The organism is Streptomyces sp. NPDC026673, assembly GCF_040638135.1.
Taxonomy (GTDB): domain Bacteria; phylum Actinomycetota; class Actinomycetes; order Streptomycetales; family Streptomycetaceae; genus Actinacidiphila.
The window spans coordinates 66574-87403 of sequence record NZ_JBEZXR010000026.1 but is presented as its reverse complement, the minus strand read 5'-3'; the positions used below and the strand labels follow the sequence as shown (position 1 = coordinate 87403).

The following is a 20830-nucleotide window of genomic DNA, read 5'->3' as shown; positions in this document are numbered from 1 at the left end:
TGCCCATAACGCGACACTCCGACCACGGATTCGAACGGACCGGCGGGCCGCCGGGGCGCCGTCCGAAGCCGCGGTGCGGAGCCGGCCGGGCCCGGCCCAGGGCCTGTCGTCGCATTGGCTCCCCCGGCTACCGCTGTGAGGTGCCCCCACGTGCGGTGCATCGCAAGGCGGAGTTCGTCCTCGTAGTGGGCTACTCGGACGATTCGACAACACGGCGTGGGGGCACCCCCGGCCGAAGGCTGGGGGAGGGAATGCGACGACAGGCCCTGGCTAGAGCATCCCGTCCCACATCTGCTCGATGAGCACCGGCCACCAGTGCTCGGGGGACGCCACCGCCGCCGGGTCGAGCGCGGCCAGCTGGTTCTGGAAGTCGACCGTCCAGCGGCCCGCCTGCTCCGGTGTCAGGCCCAGCCGCCAGCGCCACATCTTCCCGAGCAGCGCGAGGCAGCGGACGAACTCCGGCAGGCTGGAGTTGACGAACTGCGGCACGGCCGGCGCACCACCCGGTCCGGCCTCCAGCGGCACCGCGACGATGTGCGCCGTACCGAACTGCACGCACAACTGGCGGCCGAAGTCATTGCCCATCACCAGATACGAGCCCGCGTCCGGCGCCGGCTGCACGCCGCGCTCGGCCGCCAGCTCCGCCAGGGTCGGCACCGGCCGCCCCGGCTGGGCCTGCGCCCAGAAGAACGGGCCGAAGTCCACCGGCAGCCCGGACCAGGTCAGGGTCTGCGCGACGACGTCCGGCACGCCCTGGCGCGCCACCGCCCGCTGGTCGAAGCGGAACACGCCCTGCGGACCGAAGGACTGCACCAGCTCCTGGCCGATCGCGTCGAGCGGGATCGGGGGGACCCGCTGGATCTGGTGCGGCTCGGGCATCGGCACCCGGTGCGGGTGGGCGTGCGCCGGGGCGCTCGCCACCTGGTGCAGCTCGCCGAGGTGCGTCAGCAGGTGCTGGACGCCCGCCCGGCGGCTCGCGTGGTCCTTGCCGTACGGGGCGGTGCTGCTGATCCGCACCTGGGGCCAGGTCTCGCGGATCATCCGGGCGCAGTAGCCGCCCGGCAGGTCGCACGACTCCAGCTCGGTGTGCAGCTCCAGCACCGCCTGCGGCGGCACGCCGAGGGCGCGCAGCTCGTGCAGGATCTGCCACTCCGGGTGCGGGGTGCCGGGCGCGGAGCGGCGGATCAGCTGCTGCTCGGAGCCGTCCTGCGCGCGGTACCGGAGCACGGCCATGTAGCCGGGGCCGACCGTGGGCACCCCGGAGGGCGGCTGCGGCTGCGCGGGGGGCTGCGGATAGCCGTACGCAGCGGGCTGCGGCGCCGCCGCCACGGGGCCGGGCGGCGGGGGCGGGGGCGGCGGGGCCGCGCCGCCGTCGGGGCGGGACAGCATCGTCGCGGCCTGGTGCACGTCCGGGGCGGCCGGCGCCGGCGGTGCGGGCGGGCCGGGCGGCTCGTTCGCCGGCAGCGCCTGGACCAGCTGCGTCGGCACGTACCCCGCGGCCGGGGTGCCGGGCACCCCCGGACCGGGCGGGGGCGGGGGCGGACCGGGCGGACCGGCCTTCGAGGTCTCCGCGGCGGCGACGTCGGCGGCGCCGCGACCCGGTCCGGGCGGCGGCGGGGGCGGCGGCAACGGGCTGTCCGGGCGGGACAGCATCGTCGCGGCGTGGTGCATGTCGCCGGACGCGGGCCGGGCGGGGGTGGACGGCGCGGGCGGCGGCGGAGGCGGACCCTGCCGGCCGACCGCGGGCCGCGGCGGGGGCGGCGGAACCACGGCGGGACCGCCGAACGGCGGGGGCGGGGGCGGCGCGCTCGTGCCGGCGCCGGGGTAGCCGTACCCGGCCTGTCCCTGGGGCCGCGGCAGCGGCGTCCCGGACTCGGCCACGCCGGGCAGCCGTTCGGTGCTGGCGTCCGCGCTCGTCATGGGCGGCGGGGTGTGGGCGTCGTCCGAGTCGCTGATCGGCGGCGCGTACACGGTCGCCGGCGGCGGCACGGACGCCCCCGCGCCCTGGCTGTCGTTGGCGTCCCGCCACGTCGCGGGCGGCGGGGTGGGCGCCCCGCCGTACGGCATCGGCATCGCCGGGGTCGGGGTCGGAACGTACGGCTCGGTGGGCGTGTCGGAGCCGGGCGACGCGACCGGCGCCGGGCCCGGGATCGGCGTGGCGTCCGCGACGGCGGACTCGCCGCGGCGGTCGGGGATGCCGAGCCGGTCGGCGGCGTCCTGGAGCCACTGCGGCGGGCTCAGCAGGAACGACGTGGCCTCCAGGTCGATCCGCCGCGGCGGCTCCGGGGTGTCCGGGACCGCGTCGGCGACGGCGGCGTAGGTCTCCTCCCAGCGGCGGATGATCTCGCCCACCGGCAGTGCGGGCCAGAGCGTGGCCTCGCCGCTGTCGCGGGCGATGACGATGCGGGTCTCCCCGTCGTCCGAGGTCGGCCCGCCGTCCCTGGGCTCTGACCAGACCACGAAGCCCCGGTCGAACTCCCGCACCCGCACATCGCGGGCGAGGTAGGCCGGGACGTCGGCGTTGATCCACCGCTCTGCGCGCTCCTGCGCCTGCGCGAACGTGACCATCTCCTGCCTCACCCCTCCACCGGGACGGCGCGGGCGAAGCCGCCGTCGACCATCAGGTTCGCCACCGTCCCCAGCTCCGGCGGGTCGCCGGCGAGCGCGGCCAGGAAGGCGTCGAAGTCCTCGCCGCACGGCAGCAGCAGCCCGGCCACCCGCTCCTCGGTGGAGCCGAAGGCGCCGTCGGCGTCGCGCACGTCGTCGTACGCGCACAGCCACATGGAGCCCAGGTCCGCGCCGCGCGCCTTCACCGCGAGCACGCCGCCCTGGACGTAGGAGATCGCGAGGTAGTCCTTGGTGAGGTGGTCGCGCAGGCACTTGTTGACGTAGACGAGGTCGTTGACCGCCGCCTCGTCCCGCACGGTGAAGAAGGGCTGGTCGATCAGGAGGCCCAGCATGGGCAGCAGGGCGACGCCGCGCGGCGCGCTGCCGCCCGCCGCCTTGAGGAAGGTGCGGTAGGCGCCGGGCAGCCGGTAGCCGAGCTCCTCCTCCACGTCCCGGACCTGCTCCTCGGTCACGGCGACCCCGTCCTTGCGCAGGCCGAAGTGGACCGGGCGGGTCTCCTGCAGCGGGCGGGTGCCGCGCTTGTCGTGGTCGGCGGAGGCGGTGGTGGCCAGACCGCCGTGGTGCCGCAGCAGCGACTTGACCTCGGCGGGGATCAGTTCCAGACGGCGGCTGCCGACGACGTGGTGCCAGGTCCAGCCGTGCGGTGTGGCGACGGGGGACAGGCTGTCCCACAGCTCGTGACCGGCGGCGTGCAGCGCGGCGTTGGCCGACACGTAGTCGGTCAGCCGGAGTTCGTCGATGCCGAAACCGTCCGGCGGCTCGGCGATCTCGGCCGCGGCACGGGCGTACGGCGAGAAATCGGGGAAGCCGCGCTCGTCCACGCGTACGCCCTGCGGATGACGGGCGCGCCGCACCGGGTCGGGGAAGTGCACGATCTGACCGGCGTAGGCCGCGTTCGGTGGCGCGGCCCGATGCCCGAGCCGACCTGTCGTCATTGCGGATGCCCCCATGCTGAATCTGGTGTTGGGCACAGCCTATGGGGTGTGGCAATAGGCTCTTCCGCTGGTTCCGGTCACGGATGGGCGGCGGCCGCCGCGAGTTCGCCGTGCTGCGCGCGCACGACCGCGACGGGCGGTCCCCCGGGGTCTCCGGACGGCTTGACGGTGACGTAGAGGCCGCGTGGACAGGTGGGGTGGAGCACGGAGCGGGTCGAGGGCCGAGCCCGGCGAGGCGGAGAAGGAGACGCGGTGGTGGGGGCACCTCCCGGGCCCGAAGGGCTACGGGGGACCGCGGCGGCCGACGACGACGCCGCCGGGCGCACGCCGGTCACGGTGGCGGTGCCGCTCCTCCCGTCCCCGGTGCCGGTCAGCACGTACGCGATCGCCTCGTCGCCCGCGGCGGGGGCCTTCGCGGGCCGGACGGCGAAATACCGGGTAGGCCCCTCGCCGTCGGTCATCGCGAAGCTGCGGCACTCCCTCAGGGCGCCGGCGATCCCGCTCACGAGCCTTTCGGCGTCGCCGGGTCGGTGGGCGGAGGGCAGCGGCAGGTCCAACTCGCCATCGCCCCAGAACGCCTGCCGCGTGGCGACCGTGGCCGTCACATGGGCGGTGCGCGGCCCGGTGGGCGGTGAGCGACCCTTCCGGGACCGGCGCGCCCGCGGCGCCCGCGCTCCCGTTCAGCACGGCCCCCAACTCGCCTATGGACAGCGTCCCTTGTGCGCCCTCCACGGGGGCGGTGATCGAATCCCGGCCGCTCTGCGACGGCTTGGCACCCTTCCCGTCCGACCCGGCGCTACTATCCGTACAACCACTGGCCAACGCAAGGAGTGCCACAGCGGCAGCACATCGGACTGCGATACACATCTCCCCACAGTGCCGTGACATCCGGCACAAACTAAACCTCTCACCTCACAACCGACTTCCGTAACGCCTTGTCCGTTTGGCAGTCTTGCGCACATAGGGGGACGTCCTCCTCGGGAGGACGGATCGGAGGGCCGTACGAAGATGCTGACGAGAGGTGCCGCGGACCCGCGGCTGAACTGGGGAGCCGATGACGCACCGGCACCGCCGCGCCTGCGGCACCGGCGCGACGGGATCCTGCCGGCGGTGGCCGCCGCGCTGTCCGTCAAGGACGAGGTCCTCACCTGCACCGGCGTCAAGGCCGACCAGCCGCCCCCGCTCCACCCACTGGTCCAGGACGTGCTCGACGCGCTTCCGGTCGCTCAGCGTGAGCGTTTCACCGGGCGATGTCCCGAGCCGCTGCTGCTCTCCCGCTTCCTCGGCACCGTCGACGGCGCCCGCAGCAAGCGGGCCTCGCGCAAACCGCTGACGGCAGGCGAGGCCCGCAAGGCCCTCAAGGGCGCCAAGCTCACCGCCCGCCGCATACGCGAGGACGGTGACCCCGCGCACGGCGCCTACGCCCCGCCGTGCCGCTCCTGCCAGACCCTGCTCGCACACTTCGGCGTCCGCGCCTTCGACCCCGGGGCCGACACCGAATGAACTCCACCCGCTTCCCCGTCGGCGTCGACGCGGCCCTGCGCTCCGCCGGGTGGCAGCCCGGCCGCTGGGACATCCAGCAGGCCGAGGTCTGGGCCGACACGCTTCGCGCCTACGTCTCCCCCGGCGGCCACCGGCACAGCGTCTTCCCCGCCGCGGTCGAGGCCTGGGCGGAGTTCGGCGGTCTCACCGTGCCGGCCGTCACCGCCCCGGGCCGCCACATCGCGCCCAGCGCGGTCCACGTCGACCCGATGCACGGACTGCACTTCGCCCGCACGCTCGGCGATCTCGGCAGGGCACTCGACACGGACGTCGCGCCCCTCGGGGAGGAGTCCGCGGGCCAAGGGCAACTCGCGATCGACGCGGAGGGACGCGTCTACTGCATCGACCACACCGGCGACTACTACCTGGGCGCCACCATCGACGCGGCGCTGGGCGCCCTCACGACGGGGGCGCGGCCGCACCGCCTCACGACGTGACCACCCGGCCGGGGCGGGTGCGCGCTGGTGGCTGCCGCCGGTGTTCGGCTGTCCCGCCGTCTCGCTCCCTTCGGTCGCAAAGCGGCGGGCTGCGGACGGGGAGGGTGAGGCGGGGCCTTCGTTGCGGTGTGCGGGTGGGTGCGTGGCGGGGGTTCAGGCGCCGGAGCGGGTTCTCTCTCCGGTGGCGCGGGTCTCGTATCCGTCCGCGGGTATAGACGGTGGTTGCCACGCCCACCCTCCGTGGATGGCGCCTCCGCCGTAACCGGCGTCTGCGGGTGATTCCCCGGTGGGCATCGGGCTCGGCGGGTGGCCTTCTCGAGATCGGGCTCTGTTCCGCCGAACATATCGGCGAAAGCGAGCCCGATGTCCCGTGGACCGCTCGGCAGCACCTCGAATCAGCCGCAGACGCCGGTCACGGCAGGCGCGCCCACCGCGAACGGTGGGCGTGGAAGCGGCCATCTCTACCCGCGGACGGCGACGAGACCCCAGCCGCCGGAAAGGCACCCCGTTCCGGCGCCTGAACCCCCCGCCGACCACCGGCCCGCACACTGCCACAAAGGCCCGCCCCCACCCTCCCGTCCGCAGCCCGCCGCTTTGCGACCGAAGGGAGCGAGACGGCGGGACAGCCGAACACCGGCAGCACCCACCCGTCCACCCACCCGTACGCAGCCCGCCGCTGTGCGCCCGAGGGGCGCGAGACGAACCCGCACACGACAACAGGCGTCACGCGGGAAGCATCGCGGAGACGCGGAACCCGCCCTCGTGGGTCGTGCCCGCGGCGAACCCCCCGCCGAGCGCCGTGACGCGCTCCTTCATGCCGACCAGCCCGTTCCCCCCGCTGGGCAGCACCAGAGCGGGCGCGCCGTCGGAGGGGCCGTTCTGCACCAGGACCGCGACCTCCGCCTCGCGGTAGGCGAGACGGATGCGCGCCCGGGCGCCGGGCGCGTGCTTGTGGACGTTGGTGAGTGCCTCCTGCACGACGCGGTAGACCGTGGCCTCGACGCGCGCCGCCAGCGGACGCTCCTCCCCCTCCACCGTGAGCTCGACGTCCATCCCGGCCGCCCGCGACTCGTCGAGCAGCCCCATGAGTTCGGCTAGGCACGGGCCCTGGTCGTCCTCCGGAGGGGTCTGCGCGACCGGGGCCCGCACGGGCGCAATCGTTTCCGCAGTCGACCCGGTCGACCCAGCCGCCCCAGCGGACCCCGCCGCCTCGGACACCGCCGCCTGAGGGCGCACCGCGGCAGCCCCCGGAACCGCGGCCGGTGCCGGGGACGGCGCCGTCCGCAGGACGCCCAGCATCTCGCGCAGCTCGTTGAGCGCCTGCCGTCCCATGTCCCCCAGCAGTTGCGCGCTGGCCGAGGCCTTCTCCGGGTCCTTGACGGCGATCGCCTGCAGCGCGGCCGCGTGCACGACCATCAGGCTCACCCGGTGGGCGACGACGTCGTGCATCTCGCGCGCGATGCGGGTGCGCTCCTCCATGCGGGCGCGCTCGGCGGAACTCGTGGCCGTCTCGGCCAGCAGCGACAGCTCCCGCTCCAGGCCGTCCGCCCGTTCCCGCAGGCTCTCCACGAGCCGCCGCCGGGCGCCCACGTACAGGCCCAGCAGCACCGGCGGCGCGGTCACGCCGACCGCCGCGAGCACGGAGGTCAGGGCGACCACGGCGAGCGGAGCGTGGTAGGCGGCGCCGCTGAGGTCGCCGTGCATCTCCAGGAACGTGACGATCAGCGTCCCGAGCATGGTCATCCCCGACAGCACGGCGATGATCCGCCGCGGCACGTCAGAGGCGGCCAGGGTGTAGAGGCCGACGACGCTCAGCAGGATGCCCATCTGGGCCGGTGTGACGGCGATGGAGACCAGGACGACCAGCACCGGCCAGCGCCGGCGGAGCACCAGCATCGAGCCGACCAGCAGGCCGAACAGCCCCGTGACGACCGGCGAGATCCCGGTCTTCTCCGCGAAGGCCGCGCCCTCGACGAGGCATTCCACGGCGGAGACGAGGGCCAGGGAGACGTCGAGCACCATGCTGCGCCGCCTGGGCCACCACCACGGCCCGGCGGCCTCCCGGCTTCGTCCGCCGGCCCCGTCCGGTACGTACTCCCCCGTCGTACTCATACGGACCAGCGTAGACGCGACGGTGTCCGCCTGGCGGTCAGCCCCGGTCCGGGGAGCGGCCCCGACCTATCCTTGTGCCGTCGGACAGCGCGGTCCGGACAATGCCGCCGCCCATTCCCCTGCACGAGGAGCCGCACCTGTGAGCAGCGCCGACAACACCACCGGGAGTGCCCCCCTCCGCGCGGACATCCGCCGTCTGGGAGACCTCCTCGGGGGGACGCTCGTCCGGCAGGAGGGCCCGGAACTCCTCGATCTCGTCGAGAGGGTGCGGGCGCTGACCCGCAGCGACGGCGAGGCCGCCGCCGCCCTGCTCGGCGAGACCGATCTCGAGACCGCGGCCAAGCTGGTCCGCGCCTTCTCCACCTACTTCCACCTCGCGAACGTCACCGAGCAGGTGCACCGCGGCCGTGAGCTGCGCTCCCGCCGGGCGGCCGACGGCGGGCTGCTGGCCCGCACGGCCGACCTGCTCAAGGACGCCGACCCGGAGCACCTGCGCCAGACCGTGGGCAACCTCAATGTGCGTCCGGTCTTCACCGCGCACCCCACCGAGGCGGCGCGCCGCAGCGTACTGAACAAGCTGCGAGTGATCGCCGCGCTGCTGGACACGACCGGCGAGGGCGGCGACCGCCGCCGCACCGATCTGCGCCTGGCGGAGAACATCGACCTGCTCTGGCAGACCGACGAACTGCGCGTCGTCCGCCCCGAGCCCGCCGACGAGGCGCGCAACGCCATCTACTACCTGGACGAGCTGCACGCGGGCGCCGTCGGCGACGTGCTGGAGGACCTCGCCGTCGAGCTCGAGCGGGTCGGTGTGCCGCTGCCCGCCGAGACCCGGCCGCTGACCTTCGGCACCTGGATCGGCGGTGACCGGGACGGCAACCCCAACGTCACCCCGCAGGTCACCTGGGACGTGCTGATCCTGCAGCACGAGCACGGCATCACCGACGCACTGGAACTCGTCGACGACCTGCGCGCGGCGCTGTCCAACTCGATCCGCAACGCCGGCGCCTCCCCCGAGCTGCTGGCCGACCTGGAGCAGGACCTCCAGCGCCTCCCGGAGATCAGCCCCCGCTACAAGCGCCTGAACGCCGAGGAGCCCTACCGCCTCAAGGCCACCTGCATCCGGCAGAAGCTGCTGAACACCAGGGAGCGGCTGGCGAGCGGCACCCCGCACGTGCCCGGGCGGGACTACCTGGGCACCGGCGGTCTCCTGGCCGACCTGCGCCTGCTGCAGGACTCGCTGCGCGCCAACCGCGGCGAGCTGATCGCCGACGGCCGCCTCGACCGCACCATCCGCACGCTGTCGGCCTTCGGCCTGCAGCTGGCCACGATGGACGTGCGCGAGCACGCCGACGCCCACCACCACGCCCTCGGCCAGCTCTTCGACCGGCTGGGCGAGGAGTCGTGGCGGTACGCGGACATGCCGCGCGACTACCGGCGCAGGCTGCTCGCCAAGGAACTGCGCTCGCGCCGCCCGCTGGCGCCCTCCCCGGCGCCGCTGGACGCGGCGGGGGCGAAGACGCTGGGCGTCTTCCACACCGTCCGGGAGGCGTTCAAGCGCTTCGGTCCGGAGGTCATCGAGTCGTACATCATCTCGATGTGCCTGGGCTCCGACGACGTGTTCGCGGCGGCGGTGCTGGCCCGCGAGGCCGGGCTGATCGATCTGCACGCGGGGATCGCCAAGATCGGCATCGTGCCGCTGCTGGAGACCACCGACGAACTGAAGGTCGCCGACAGGCTGCTCGACGAGATGCTCTCCGACCCCTCGTACCGCAAGCTCGTCTCGCTCCGCGGCGACGTGCAGGAGGTCATGCTCGGCTACAGCGACAGCTCCAAGTTCGGCGGCATCACCACCTCGCAGTGGGAGATCCACCGGGCGCAGCGGAGCCTGCGCGACGTGGCGCACCGGCACGGGGTGCGGCTGCGGCTCTTCCACGGCCGGGGCGGCACCGTCGGCCGCGGCGGCGGCCCGACGCACGACGCGATCCTGGCGCAGCCGTGGGGCACGCTGGAGGGCGAGATCAAGGTGACCGAGCAGGGCGAGGTCATCTCCGACAAGTACCTGATCCCGTCCCTGGCCCGGGAGAACCTGGAGCTGACGGTCGCCGCGACGCTGCAGGCCTCCGCGCTGCACACCGCGCCGCGCCAGTCCGAGGAGGCGCTGTCCCGCTGGGACGCGGCCATGGACGTGGTCTCCGACGCCGCGCACGCCGCCTACCGCCGGCTGGTGGAGGACCCGGACCTGCCCGCGTACTTCTTCGCCTCCACGCCGGTCGACCAGCTCGCCGAGCTGCACCTGGGCTCCCGGCCCTCGCGCCGCCCGGACAGCGGGGCGGGGCTGGACGGGCTGCGGGCCATCCCGTGGGTGTTCGGCTGGACGCAGTCGCGGCAGATCGTGCCCGGCTGGTTCGGCGTCGGCTCGGGTCTGAAGGCCGCCCGCGAGGCGGGCCGGGAGGCCGACATCGCCGAGGCGTACGAGCAGTGGCACTTCTTCCGCAACTTCCTGTCCAACGTCGAGATGACGCTGGCCAAGACGGATCTGCGGATCGCCCAGCACTACGTCGACACCCTCGTGCCGGACGAGCTCAGGCACGTCTTCGACGTCATCAAGGCCGAGCACGAGCTGACGGTCGCCGAGGTGCTGCGCATCACGGGTGAGGATCGGCTGCTGGACGCCCAGCCGGTGCTCAAGCAGACCTTCCACATCCGGGACGCCTACCTGGACCCGATCTCGTATCTGCAGGTGGCGCTGCTGCACCGGCAGCGCGAGGCGGCGGCCCGCGGCGAGGAGCCCGACCCGCTGCTCGCCCGTGCGCTGCTGCTGACGGTCAACGGCGTTGCCGCGGGCCTGCGCAACACCGGCTGACCGCGGCCGTACACACATGACGAGGGCGGTGCCCCCCGAGCGTGGGGGGGCACCGCCCTCGTCGTGCGCGCGAACGGCGCGTCAGTTCTTGCGGTGGCCGATCAGCCGGGGCCTGGGCTCCAGTCCCGACAGGCCGTTCCAGGACAGGTTGACCAGGTGGGCGGCGACCTCGGCCTTCTTGGGCTTCTGAGCGTCCAGCCACCACTGCCCGGTGAGCGCGACCATCCCGACCAGCGCCTGCGCGTAGAGCGGGGCGAGCTTGGCGTCGAAGCCCCGCTGCTTGAACTCCATGCCCAGGATGTCCTCGACCTGGGTGGCGATGTCGCTGATCAGCGAGGCGAAGGTGCCGGTGGACTGGGCGACCGGGGAGTCCCGCACGAGGATCCGGAAGCCGTCGGTGTACTGCTCGATGTAGTCCAGCAGGGCGAAGGCCGCCTGCTCCAGCAGCTCACGGGGATGGCCACCGGTGAGGGCACCGGTGACCATGTCCAGCAGGCGCCGCATCTCGCGGTCCACGACCACGGCGTACAGGCCTTCCTTGCCGCCGAAGTGCTCGTACACGACGGGCTTGGAGACGCCCGCCTTGTGCGCGATCTCCTCGACCGAGGTGCCTTCGAAGCCGCGCTCCGCGAAGAGCGTGCGCCCCACGTCGAGGAGCTGCTCGCGGCGCTCCTTGCCCGTCATGCGCACCCGGCGGGCACGCCGCGACGGTGTGCCCTCGCTGCCTCTGCTGCTGTTGCTGCCGTCGCTCACCCGTCAATCATGCCGCTTCGCTGACGCTCTCCTTACGGCGGGCCGCGATACGGTCAGCGGTCGGCCACCGTACGTCACTGGCCCAGCCGAGGAGTTCGAACCAGCGGATGATCCGCGCGCTGGAGTCGATCTGGCCGCGCAGTACGCCGTGCCGGGCGGAGGTGGGGTCGGCGTGGTGCAGGTTGTGCCAGGACTCGCCGCAGGACAGGACGGCCAGCCACCAGACGTTGCCGGACTTGTCGCGGGAGCGGAAGGGGCGCTTGCCGACCGCGTGGCAGATCGAGTTGATCGACCAGGTGACGTGGTGCAGCAGGGCCACGCGGACCAGGGAGCCCCAGAAGAAGGCGGTGGCGGCGCCGGTCCACGACATGGTCGCCAGGCCGCCGATCAGCGGCGGGAGCAGCAGCGAGACGGTCGTCCAGATCCAGAAGTCGCGGCTGATGCGGCGGATCGCGGGGTCCTTGATCAGGTCGGGGGCGTACTTGTGCTGCGGGGTCTGCTCCTCGTCGAACATCCAGCCCATGTGCGCCCACCACAGGCCCTTGAGCAGGGCGGGGACGGTCTCGCCGTACCGCCAGGGGCTGTGCGGGTCGCCGTCGGCGTCGGAGTACTTGTGGTGCTTGCGGTGGTCGGCGACCCAGCGCACGATCGGCCCCTCGACGGCCATCGAGCCCGCGATGGCGAGGGCGATCTTCAGCGGGCGCTTGGCCTTGAAGGATCCGTGGGTGAAGTGGCGGTGGAAACCGATGGTGATGCCGTGACAGCCGAGGTAGTACATCCCGACCATCAGGCCGAGGTCGAGCCAGCTCAGGCCCCAGCCCCACGCGAGCGGGATCGCCGCCACCAGGGCGAGGAAGGGGATGCCGATGAAGAGGCCGAGGGTGATCTGCTCGAGTGACTGCTTCTTGTCGGCACCGAGCGTGGCGCGGGGCGGCGGGGCCCCGTCGCCGGCCCCGGGTTCCGGGGACTCGGTGATCACGTCGGTCTGTGTGGTCATGGTGGTCCCTCAATGAAGGTCGGGGGCTACGCCACCGTAACTTACGGCTTCGTAAGTATGGCAGCGCCAAGTGACGGCGGAACAGAGCGCGCGTGTCGGCGGGAAAACGACTCCAGGCACATGTACCCATGTTCGGGGAGGGGAAGTGCCGATCTTTCTCGTCGCATTGGGGGCGGTCGGTGCGGCATAGTGGTGGGGGTCGAAAGGGCACCCTGACGGGATGTCCTGTTCGGCGGGCTTTTCCATCCGCTGTGGTGTAACGGCAGCACTGAGGGTTTTGGTCCCTTAAGTCCGGGTTCGAATCCTGGCAGCGGAGCACGACCGAGGGGTCGCGGCAACCGTCGCGGCCCTTCCGCTCCTGCCGCCCGAAACGCCCCGGTATCCTTCGGGTGACCATCACCCCACGCCGAGGAGCCTGTTCCGTGAGCGCCCACCGCCCGGCTGCCGTCATCGTCCTCGCCGCGGGTGAGGGCACCCGCATGAAGTCGGCAACCCCCAAAGTCCTGCACGCGATAAGTGGCCGCTCCCTCGTCGGACACGTCGTGGCCGCGGCCCGCGCCCTGGAGCCCGAGCACCTGCTGGTCGTCGTCGGCCACGCCCGCGAGCAGGTGACCGCCCATCTGGCCGAGACCGACGCCGCGGTCCGCACCGCCGTGCAGTACGAGCAGAACGGCACCGGCCACGCGGTCCGGGCCGGCCTGGCGGAACTCCCGGAGCTGACCGGCACGGTGGTGATCACCGCGGGCGACACCCCGCTGCTGACCCCCGACACACTGCGGGCGCTGGTCGCCACCCACGCCGCCGACGGCAACGCCGTCACCGTGCTGACCGCCGAGGTGCCCGACCCGACCGGCTACGGCCGGATCGTGCGCGGCGACGACGGCTCGGTGCTGGCGATCGTCGAGCAGAAGGACGCCACCGACGAGCAGCGGGCCATCCCCGAGATCAACTCCGGGGTGTTCGCCTTCGACGCGCGACTGCTGGCGGACGCGCTGGCCAAGGTGACCACCGACAACGCGCAGGGCGAGGAGTACCTCACCGACACCCTCGGCATCCTGCGCGAGGCCGAGCACCGCGTCGGCGCGTCGATCGCCCCGGACCACCGGGAGATCGCCGGCATCAACAACCGCGTGCAGCTCTCCGAGGCCCGCCGCATCCTCAACGACCGTCTGCTGCACCGGGCGATGCTCGAGGGCGCGACGATCATGGACCCGGCGTCGACCTGGGTGGACGTCACGGTGGAGTTCGAGCCCGACACCGTCGTGCTGCCCAACACCCAGCTGTACGGCGTGACCCGGCTCGCCACGGGAGCCGAGGTCGGCCCCAACTGCACGCTCACCGACACCCTGGTCGGCCCGGGCGCCACGGTGAGCAACACCGTGGCCGTCAGCGCGGAGATCGGCGAGGCCGCCTCGGTCGGCCCGTTCGCGTATCTGCGTCCCGGCACCAGGCTCGGCACCAAGGCGAAGGCCGGCACCTACGTCGAGATGAAGAACGCCACCATCGGCGAGGGCACCAAGGTTCCGCACCTGTCCTACGTCGGCGACGCGACGATCGGCGAGTACAGCAACATCGGCGCCGCCAGCGTCTTCGTCAACTACGACGGCCAGACCAAGCACCACACCACCATCGGCTCGCACTGCCGCACCGGCTCGGACAACATGTTCGTGGCGCCCGTCACAGTCGGGGACGGCGCCTACACCGCCGCGGGGTCCGTGATCACCAAGGACGTGCCTGCCGGTTCGCTCGCCGTCGCACGCGGCCAGCAGCGCAATATCGAAGGCTGGGTGGCCAGGAAGCGCCCCGGCAGCGCGGCCGCGCAGGCCGCGCTGGCCGCCGAACAGGCCGAGCACGCAGCGCCGGAGGCCTGATCACGCAGGGGGCGGACGTCCGGGGTGGCCTTCCCCACGTGCGCGGTCGCGGCGCGCAACGCGTACCGTGTGAGGTGCACACAATTCCGCCAGCCTCCCTGACCGAAGGCGAAGCTGCGTTGAACACCAAGGAGACGGTGCAGTGACCGGGATCAAGACGACCGGTGAGAAGAAGCTCATGCTCTTCTCCGGCCGCGCACACCCCGAGCTCGCGGAGGAGGTGGCACGTGAGCTGGGCGTCAACCTTGTGCCAACGAAGGCCTTCGACTTCGCGAACGGTGAGATCTACGTCCGTTTCGAGGAGTCGGCGCGCGGCTCGGACGCCTTCGTCATTCAGAGCCACACCGCTCCCATCAACAAGTGGATCATGGAGCAGCTGATCATGATCGATGCGCTGAAGCGGGCCTCCGCCAAGCGCATCACCGTGGTCGTGCCCTTCTACGGCTACGCCCGTCAGGACAAGAAGCACCGCGGCCGCGAGCCGATCTCGGCCCGCATGGTCGCCGACCTGCTGAAGACCGCGGGCGCCGACCGGATCCTCACCGTGGACCTGCACACGGACCAGATCCAGGGCTTCTTCGACGGCCCGGTGGACCACCTGTTCGCGCTGCCGATCCTGGCGGACTACGTGGGCGCCAAGGTCGATCGCTCGAAGCTGACCGTCGTCTCCCCCGACGCCGGCCGGGTGCGCGTGGCCGACCGCTGGTGCGACCGCCTCGGCGCCCCGCTGGCCATCGTCCACAAGCGGCGCGACCCGGACGTCGCCAACCAGGTCACCGTGCACGAGGTGGTCGGTGACGTGCGCGGCCGCATCTGCGTCCTGGTGGACGACATGATCGACACCGGTGGCACCATCTGCGCCGCGGCGGACGCCCTGTTCGCCAACGGCGCCGAGGACGTCATCGTGACCGCCACCCACGGCGTGCTCTCCGGCCCGGCCGCGGACCGGCTGAAGAACTCCAAGGTGAGCGAGTTCGTCTTCACCGACACCCTGCCGACGCCGGGTGAGCTGGACCTCGACAAGATCACGGTGCTCTCCATCGCGCCGACGATCGCCAACGCGGTCCGCGAGGTCTTCGAGGACGGCTCCGTGACGAGCCTCTTCGAGGACGCGCACTGATCACGCGCACCGCGTTCTGATCGATTTCCGGGGCGGCCTCCCCGCCGGGTAGACTCTTCGAGTTGCTCGGCGAGGGAGGCCGTTCCCGTTTCGGCGGCGGACTCCGTTATCGACGCGCTCCTCGTAAGTGGAACGGCCCGTCGTGGGCTGGGCGACCGACCGAAGTCCCGTCGTCATCACGAGGAGTGTGATCCCCATGTCCGAGGTGAAGATCTCCGCGCAGCTGCGCACCGAGTTCGGCAAGGGCGCCGCCCGTCGCGTCCGCCGCGCCCACCTGGTCCCCGGTGTCATCTACGGCCACGGCCAGGACCCCAAGCACGTCACCCTGCCGGGTCACGAGCTGCTGCTCGCGCTGCGCACCCCCAACGTCCTGATCAGCCTGGACATCGAGGGTGACGGCACCGAGCTGGTCATCCCCAAGGCCGTGCAGCGCGACCCGCTGAAGGGCTTCCTGGAGCACGTCGACCTGCTCGCGGTCAAGCGCGGCGAGAAGGTCACCGTCGAGATCGTGGTCAGCACCGAGGGCGAGCTCGCCCCCGGCGGCAACCTGCTGGAGCACGTGCTCAACGCGCTGCCGGTCGAGGCCGAGGCGACCCACATCCCCGACGGCGTCACCGTCTCCGTCGAGGGCCTGGAGGCCGGTACCTCCATCCTCGCCAAGGACATCCCGCTCCCCAAGGGCACCACCCTGGCCGTCGACGAGGACACCGTCGTCCTGCAGGTCGTCGCCGCCCAGGCCGAGGCTCCCGCCGAGGGCGAGGGCGCGGAGGCCGAGGCCGGCGAGGCCGCCGCCGAGGCCGCCGAGTAAGTACGGCAGTACGCAGTTCCCGCCGCCGCCCCGCTCCTCCAGGAGCGGGGCGGCGGTCCTGTTGAATGGACGCCATGAGCATGAGCGCAGCGGAAAGCGCCCCCGAAGGGCCCTGGCTGGTGGCCGGCCTGGGCAACCCCGGACCGGAGTACGCCGGCAACCGGCACAACATCGGCTTCATGGTCGCCGATCTGCTCGCCGACCGGATCGGCGGGCGGTTCAAGACCCACAAGAGCCGGTCCCAGGTCGTCGAGGGGCGCATCGGCGGCCGCCGTGTCGTGCTGGCCAAGCCGATGACGTACATGAACCTGTCGGGCGGCCCGGTCACGGCGCTGCGCGACTTCTACAAGGTGCCGCTCGGCAACATCGTCGCGGTGCACGACGAACTGGACATCGACTACGCCACTCTGCGCCTGAAGAAGGGCGGCGGCGACAACGGCCACAACGGCCTGAAGTCGATCACCAAGTCCCTCGGCCCGGACTACCTGCGGGTGCGCTGCGGCATCGGCCGCCCCCCGGGGCGGATGCAGGTCGCGGACTTCGTCCTCAAGGACTTCTCCTCGGGTGAGCGCAAGGAACTCGAGTGGTTCGTGGACCGGGCGGCCGACGCGGTGGAGTCGCTCATCTGCGAGGGGCTGGAGAGGTCGCAGGGCACCTACAACGGCTGATCATCGAAAGGTTGACCGAGCGCCACGCGATGGCCAAGGATCGCCCGCATGGTCAAACGGAGTCTTGCCCGCCGCACCGCCGAGAGCGCCTGGGGCCTGCTGCTGGTCGGCCGCATCGTCCTGCTGAGCGCCCTGGTCCTGATCATGCTGGCGGCGGGAGTGTGGACCTCGTGGAAGACCGCCCAGCACGTCATGCTCACCAAGGGCCGCGAGCAGGGCACCATGACGGTCTCCACCTGCGGCGCCGACACCTGCACCGGGCCCTTCGTGCCGGAGGGCCTCGGCTCCGTCCGCGCCCGGGTCGTGATCGACAAGGCGGTCACGCACCGCACCGGCGAGCGGATACCGGTCGCCGTGAAGCCCGGCACCGACGACGTGGTCAGGACCGGACTCGCCGGTGTGCTGTACTCCTGGGTCCCGCTGGGCGGCGCCCTGCTGCTGGCCTCGCTGGTCCTCGCCGGCGGCCTGCGCTGGACGCGCACCGCCTGGACGGCGGCCGTCGCCGGTGCCGTGCTGCTGGGGGCGGCCTTCTACACGTTGTGACGGCTGTGCCGCCCGGCGGCGCCAGGCCCCATGGGGTCCGGCGCCGCCGCGGTCTCACCCGGCGTCGGGCTCCAGGAACTCCAGACGGTTGCCGAACGGGTCGTCGGCGTAGAAGCGGCGGTGGCCCGGCAGGTCACCGTCCCAGACGACCGCGGCACCGCGGGACTCCAGCAACTCCGCGTACGCCTCGATACCGCTGACCCGTAGACCCGGGTGGGCCTTCCGCGCCGGGCGGAAGTCCTCCTCCACCCCGATGTGCAGCTGGACCGGGCCCGCGGCGAACCAGCAGCCGCCCCGGGCGGCGAGCACCGGCGGCTTGGGGACCTCGCTCATCCCCAGGACCCCCTCATAGAAGGCGCGCAGGGTCTCCTCGGAGCCGGGCGGGGCGGCGAGCTGGACGTGGTCGAGGGCGGTGATCAACGGGGTCACCTTGCTTTCCGTGCGACGGCGAAGATGCGCCGGAAGGGGAAGACGGTTCCGTGCGGCCCCGCCGGATAGGCCTTGCGCAGCAGGTCGCGGTACTGGCCGAGGAACTCGCCGGTGGCCTCCGGGTCCCCCTCCAGGGCGGTCAGCACGGGACGCAGCGCTGTTCCCTTCGTCCATTCGAGCACCGCGTCCTCGCCCTGCAGGAGCTGTACGTAGGTGGTCTCCCAGACGTCGACGTCCACCTCGACGTCGGGGATCTCGATGAGGCGCTCCAGATAGCCGGGGGGTTCGAGGATGTGGACGTAGCGGCGGCCGTGGCCGTCGCCGAGACGGTCGCGCCAGACCGGGGAGTCGCAGAGGTCGCCGAGCAGGGCGTGGCTGGGCGAGGTGAAGTTGCCGGGGACCTGGAAGGCGAGCACTCCGCCGGGGGCGAGATGCTCGACCCAGAGGGGAAAACGGTCGGCGTGGCCCTCGACCCACTGCAGGGCGGCGTTGGAGACGATGAGGTCGTACGTGCCGTCCGGGACCCAGTAGGCGGCGTCGGCGGCCCGGAAGTCGAGGCTGCCGCCCCCGGGGGTCGGGCCCTCGTGGACCCGGGCGGCCTCGAGCATGTCGGCGGAGCTGTCGAGACCGGTGATCCGGGCGTCGGGCCAGCGCTCCGCGAGCAGCGCGGTCACATTGCCGGGGCCGCAGCCGACGTCGGCGATGCGCGGGCTCGGGCCGGGGAGCTCCGGTATCCGGGCCAGGAGATCGTGGAAGGGGCGGGTGCGGTGGGTGGAGTGGCGGAGGTACTGCTGGGGATCCCAATTGGCTGCGGACATGTTTCGAACTCCCTGGCGAGAGATGGATCTCTTCCTGCCGCCGACATTGCCCACAAGGTTCCAGAGCTAATCTCTTGATGTCAAGAGACTTCATGTCGACACAACCACTACACTGATCTCCATGGAGGACGAGGTCGATCGGCTGGTCGCTGCATGGCGCAGGGAGCGCCCTGACCTCGACGTCGAACCGCTGGAGGTACTCAGCAGGGTCAGCAGGCTGGCGAGGCACCTCGACCGCGCGCGCCGGCTGGCGTTCTCCGAGCACAGCCTGGAGCCCTGGGAGTTCGACGTACTCACCTCCCTGCGCCGCGCGGGCGCGCCGTACCAGCTCTCCCCCGGACAACTGCTGACCCAGACGCTGGTCACCTCGGGGACGATGACCAACCGGATCGACCGGCTCACCAAGAAGGGGCTCGTGGAGCGGCTGCCCGACCCCTCGGACCGGCGCGGCGTCCTCGTACGGCTCACCCCGGAGGGACGGGACCGGGCCGACCAGGCGCTGGCGGGCCTGCTGGCCCAGGAGCGGGCCATCCTCGGCGAGCTCTCCAGCCGCCAGCGGGGGGAACTGGCGAATCTGCTCCGACAGTTGACCGCGCCCTTCGACAACATCCCCGGCTGAGGCCGATTACCCCGCGTAACCATCGGGGAATGATCACAAGCGACCACGCTCCGCCACCGGTTGCGCACACAAAGTGGCGCATTTAGCGTGATGTCCGTGAACGCCGCATAAAGGCTCAAATGGCCACTTCTGCGGCTGCCGACGCACCAAGTACCGACAACGTCACGTGGAAGGCAGTCGTGGCGCGTCGGCTTCCATTTCCCCGGACCCCGCCGGGTCCCGCTCCACCTTGGAGATGCAGATGACTCTGCACACCCGCGCAAGCAAGATAGCCGCAACCGCGGTGACCGGCGCCTTGGCCGGCACCCTTGCCATCGGCACCACGGGCACCGCCTTCGCCACCGACGGCCGACCTGCCGCCGGGGTGCCAGCCGTTCCAGCACCGGACGGCCAAAGTGAACTTGTTTCCCCCTCGGAGCGCCTTCGCGATCTTTCCCGCGACGTGGCGGCGGTGTCCGCTCGCTCCCCCCACGCCGCCCTCTTCCAGGGCCGCGTCGTCGCCCGTACGGGTCTGCGGGTCCGCAGCGGACCGGGCGCCCAGTTCCCCAGCGTCGGCGTAGTGCCCTTCAACTCATTGGTGGCCATCGTCTGCAAGGCCGTGGGCAGCCCCGTCGGCGGCAACCCGCGCTGGTACCAGCTCAGCGGCAACCTCTGGGCCTGGTCGTCGGCCCGCTTCGTCGCCAACGTCGGCCCGGCTCCCGGCTGGTGCGGCGGCCCCGGCGTCGGTGGGATCGGCGGCGTCGGTGGGGTGGGCGGCATCGGTGGCGTCGGCGGTATCGGTGGCGTCGGTGGCATCGGCGGCATCGGTGGCGTCATCTGCCGCAACAACGGACACGGCGGCCGGGACAACAACCACGGCCGCGGCGACCAGCGCTTCAACGGCGTGGAGGACCCCTTCCGCGACGACGCCCGCACCGAAGAGCCCCTGGACAGCGTCGCCCTCGCCAAGCGCAGCGACGGCCCCGGCGGTCGCGGCGGCGTCGGTGGCCCCGGCTTCGTGGGCGGCCCCGGCATCGTTGCTCCCGGCTTCGTCGGAGGTGTCGGTGGCGTCGGAGGTGTCGGTGGCGTCGGTGGCCCCGGCTTCGTCGGTGGTCCCGGCTTTGCGGGCGGTCCGGGCTTCGTGGGCGGCGTCGGTGGCGTCGGCGGCGTGGGCGGCCCCGGCTTCGTCGGCGGTCCGGGCTTCGTCGGAGGCGTGGGCGGCGTCGGAGGCGTCGGCGGCCCCGGCTTCGTGGGCGGTCCCGGCATCGTTGCTCCCGGCTTCTTCGGTCCCGGCTTCAACGGCGGCTTCAACTGCCGCAACAACGGCGGGCGCGGCGACAACGGACGCGGCGGGAACGGGCGCGGTGACAACGGCCACGGCGGCAACGGCGGGCGCGGCGACAACGGCCACGGCGGAAACGGCGGCGGCGGAAACGGGCGCGACCCCTTCGACGAGCGCGGTGACAACGGCGGGCGTGGCGACAACGGCCGCGACCCCTTCGGCGGTGACAACGGCGGGCGCGGCGACAACGGCCGCGACCCCTTCGCCGGTGGCGGCGGTGGCGGCGGTGGCGGCGGTGGCAACCAGCGCGGTGAGGGCAACCGTGCGGACACCAACCACGCCGGCAACAACCGTGCGGACAACGGCCGCACGGAGAACAACCACGCCGACAACGGCCGCACGGACAACAACCGCACGGACAAC

Annotated in this window: 18 protein-coding genes and 1 tRNA gene; 11 read left to right on the top strand and 8 right to left on the bottom strand. The window is 72.5% G+C overall.

Annotation, left to right across the window (positions count from 1 at the left end; translation table 11 throughout):
* Positions 1-270: 270 nt before the first annotated feature.
* The 3 genes from AB0F62_RS19680 to AB0F62_RS19670 all read right to left on the bottom strand — a co-directional run bounded on the left by AB0F62_RS19680 (position 271) and on the right by AB0F62_RS19670 (position 4168).
* Positions 271-2568 (bottom strand): SUKH-4 family immunity protein, encoded by a 2298-nt coding sequence (locus AB0F62_RS19680; protein WP_361800185.1) that lies wholly within the window; start codon positions 2566-2568, stop codon positions 271-273.
* Positions 2569-2576: 8 nt separating this feature from the next.
* Positions 2577-3563, bottom strand: coding sequence for an HNH endonuclease (locus AB0F62_RS19675; RefSeq protein WP_361800182.1), 987 nt, complete (start codon positions 3561-3563; stop codon positions 2577-2579).
* Between the two features lie 77 nt (positions 3564-3640).
* Positions 3641-4168 carry a hypothetical protein gene (locus tag AB0F62_RS19670; RefSeq protein WP_361800179.1) on the bottom strand — a complete coding sequence of 176 codons (528 nt, stop codon included), beginning with the start codon at positions 4166-4168 and terminating at the stop codon, positions 3641-3643.
* 403 nt (positions 4169-4571) lie between these two features.
* Between AB0F62_RS19670 and AB0F62_RS19665 the strand changes: the two genes are divergently transcribed.
* Positions 4572-5066 (top strand): YwqJ-related putative deaminase, encoded by a 495-nt coding sequence (locus AB0F62_RS19665; protein ID WP_361800176.1) that lies wholly within the window; start codon positions 4572-4574, stop codon positions 5064-5066.
* Entirely contained in the window at positions 5063-5542 is a 480-nt protein-coding gene (locus AB0F62_RS19660) for an SUKH-3 domain-containing protein (RefSeq protein WP_361800173.1), read from the top strand. The genes AB0F62_RS19665 and AB0F62_RS19660 overlap by 4 nt, the downstream gene beginning before the upstream one ends.
* Before the next feature lie 723 nt (positions 5543-6265).
* Here the strand turns inward: AB0F62_RS19660 and AB0F62_RS19655 are convergent.
* Positions 6266-7654, bottom strand: coding sequence for a histidine kinase (locus tag AB0F62_RS19655; protein WP_361800170.1), 1389 nt, complete (start codon positions 7652-7654; stop codon positions 6266-6268).
* Positions 7655-7793: 139 nt separating this feature from the next.
* Between AB0F62_RS19655 and ppc the strand changes: the two genes are divergently transcribed.
* A complete protein-coding gene (gene ppc, locus AB0F62_RS19650) occupies positions 7794-10520 on the top strand; it encodes a phosphoenolpyruvate carboxylase (protein ID WP_361800167.1) in 2727 nt (908 codons plus the stop codon).
* An 81-nt stretch (positions 10521-10601) separates the two neighbouring features.
* Here the strand turns inward: ppc and AB0F62_RS19645 are convergent, their stop codons facing one another.
* Complete coding sequence (locus AB0F62_RS19645; RefSeq protein WP_361800227.1) at positions 10602-11204, bottom strand: TetR/AcrR family transcriptional regulator; 603 nt, start codon at positions 11202-11204, stop codon at positions 10602-10604.
* A gap of 76 nt (positions 11205-11280) precedes the next feature.
* Entirely contained in the window at positions 11281-12270 is a 990-nt protein-coding gene (locus AB0F62_RS19640) for an acyl-CoA desaturase (protein WP_361800164.1), read from the bottom strand.
* A 245-nt stretch (positions 12271-12515) separates the two neighbouring features.
* On the opposite strand from AB0F62_RS19640, the gene AB0F62_RS19635 reads away from it, so the two are divergent.
* From AB0F62_RS19635 to AB0F62_RS19610, 6 genes are all read left to right on the top strand, one after another.
* A tRNA-Gln gene (locus AB0F62_RS19635) sits at positions 12516-12586 on the top strand.
* 106 nt (positions 12587-12692) lie between these two features.
* Positions 12693-14141, top strand: a complete 1449-nt coding sequence (gene glmU / locus AB0F62_RS19630) for a bifunctional UDP-N-acetylglucosamine diphosphorylase/glucosamine-1-phosphate N-acetyltransferase GlmU (protein ID WP_361800161.1) — start codon at positions 12693-12695, stop codon at positions 14139-14141.
* A gap of 142 nt (positions 14142-14283) precedes the next feature.
* Entirely contained in the window at positions 14284-15261 is a 978-nt protein-coding gene (locus AB0F62_RS19625; RefSeq protein ID WP_361009827.1) for a ribose-phosphate diphosphokinase, read from the top strand.
* Between the two features lie 196 nt (positions 15262-15457).
* Positions 15458-16069, top strand: a complete 612-nt coding sequence (locus tag AB0F62_RS19620; RefSeq protein WP_361800157.1) for a 50S ribosomal protein L25/general stress protein Ctc — start codon at positions 15458-15460, stop codon at positions 16067-16069.
* Positions 16070-16149: 80 nt separating this feature from the next.
* Positions 16150-16737, top strand: a complete 588-nt coding sequence (gene pth, locus AB0F62_RS19615) for an aminoacyl-tRNA hydrolase (RefSeq protein ID WP_361800154.1) — start codon at positions 16150-16152, stop codon at positions 16735-16737.
* A gap of 48 nt (positions 16738-16785) precedes the next feature.
* On the top strand, positions 16786-17280 hold the full coding sequence (locus tag AB0F62_RS19610; RefSeq protein ID WP_361800151.1) for a hypothetical protein: 495 nt from the start codon (positions 16786-16788) through the stop codon (positions 17278-17280).
* Between the two features lie 54 nt (positions 17281-17334).
* On the opposite strand, the gene AB0F62_RS19605 is transcribed toward AB0F62_RS19610, so the two are convergent.
* Together AB0F62_RS19605 and AB0F62_RS19600 are read right to left on the bottom strand one after the other, a co-directional pair.
* A complete protein-coding gene (locus AB0F62_RS19605) occupies positions 17335-17700 on the bottom strand; it encodes a VOC family protein (RefSeq protein ID WP_361800224.1) in 366 nt (121 codons plus the stop codon).
* Between the two features lie 5 nt (positions 17701-17705).
* Positions 17706-18527: a trans-aconitate 2-methyltransferase gene (locus tag AB0F62_RS19600; protein WP_361800148.1), complete on the bottom strand. Its 822-nt coding sequence runs from the start codon at positions 18525-18527 to the stop codon at positions 17706-17708.
* Positions 18528-18648: 121 nt separating this feature from the next.
* Here AB0F62_RS19600 and AB0F62_RS19595 point away from each other — a divergent pair, with 121 nt between their 5' ends.
* Positions 18649-19146: a MarR family transcriptional regulator gene (locus AB0F62_RS19595; protein ID WP_361800145.1), complete on the top strand. Its 498-nt coding sequence runs from the start codon at positions 18649-18651 to the stop codon at positions 19144-19146.
* A gap of 451 nt (positions 19147-19597) precedes the next feature.
* Positions 19598-20830, top strand: a 1233-nt coding sequence (locus tag AB0F62_RS19590; RefSeq protein ID WP_361800142.1) for an SH3 domain-containing protein, incomplete at its 3' end; no start/stop codon positions are given.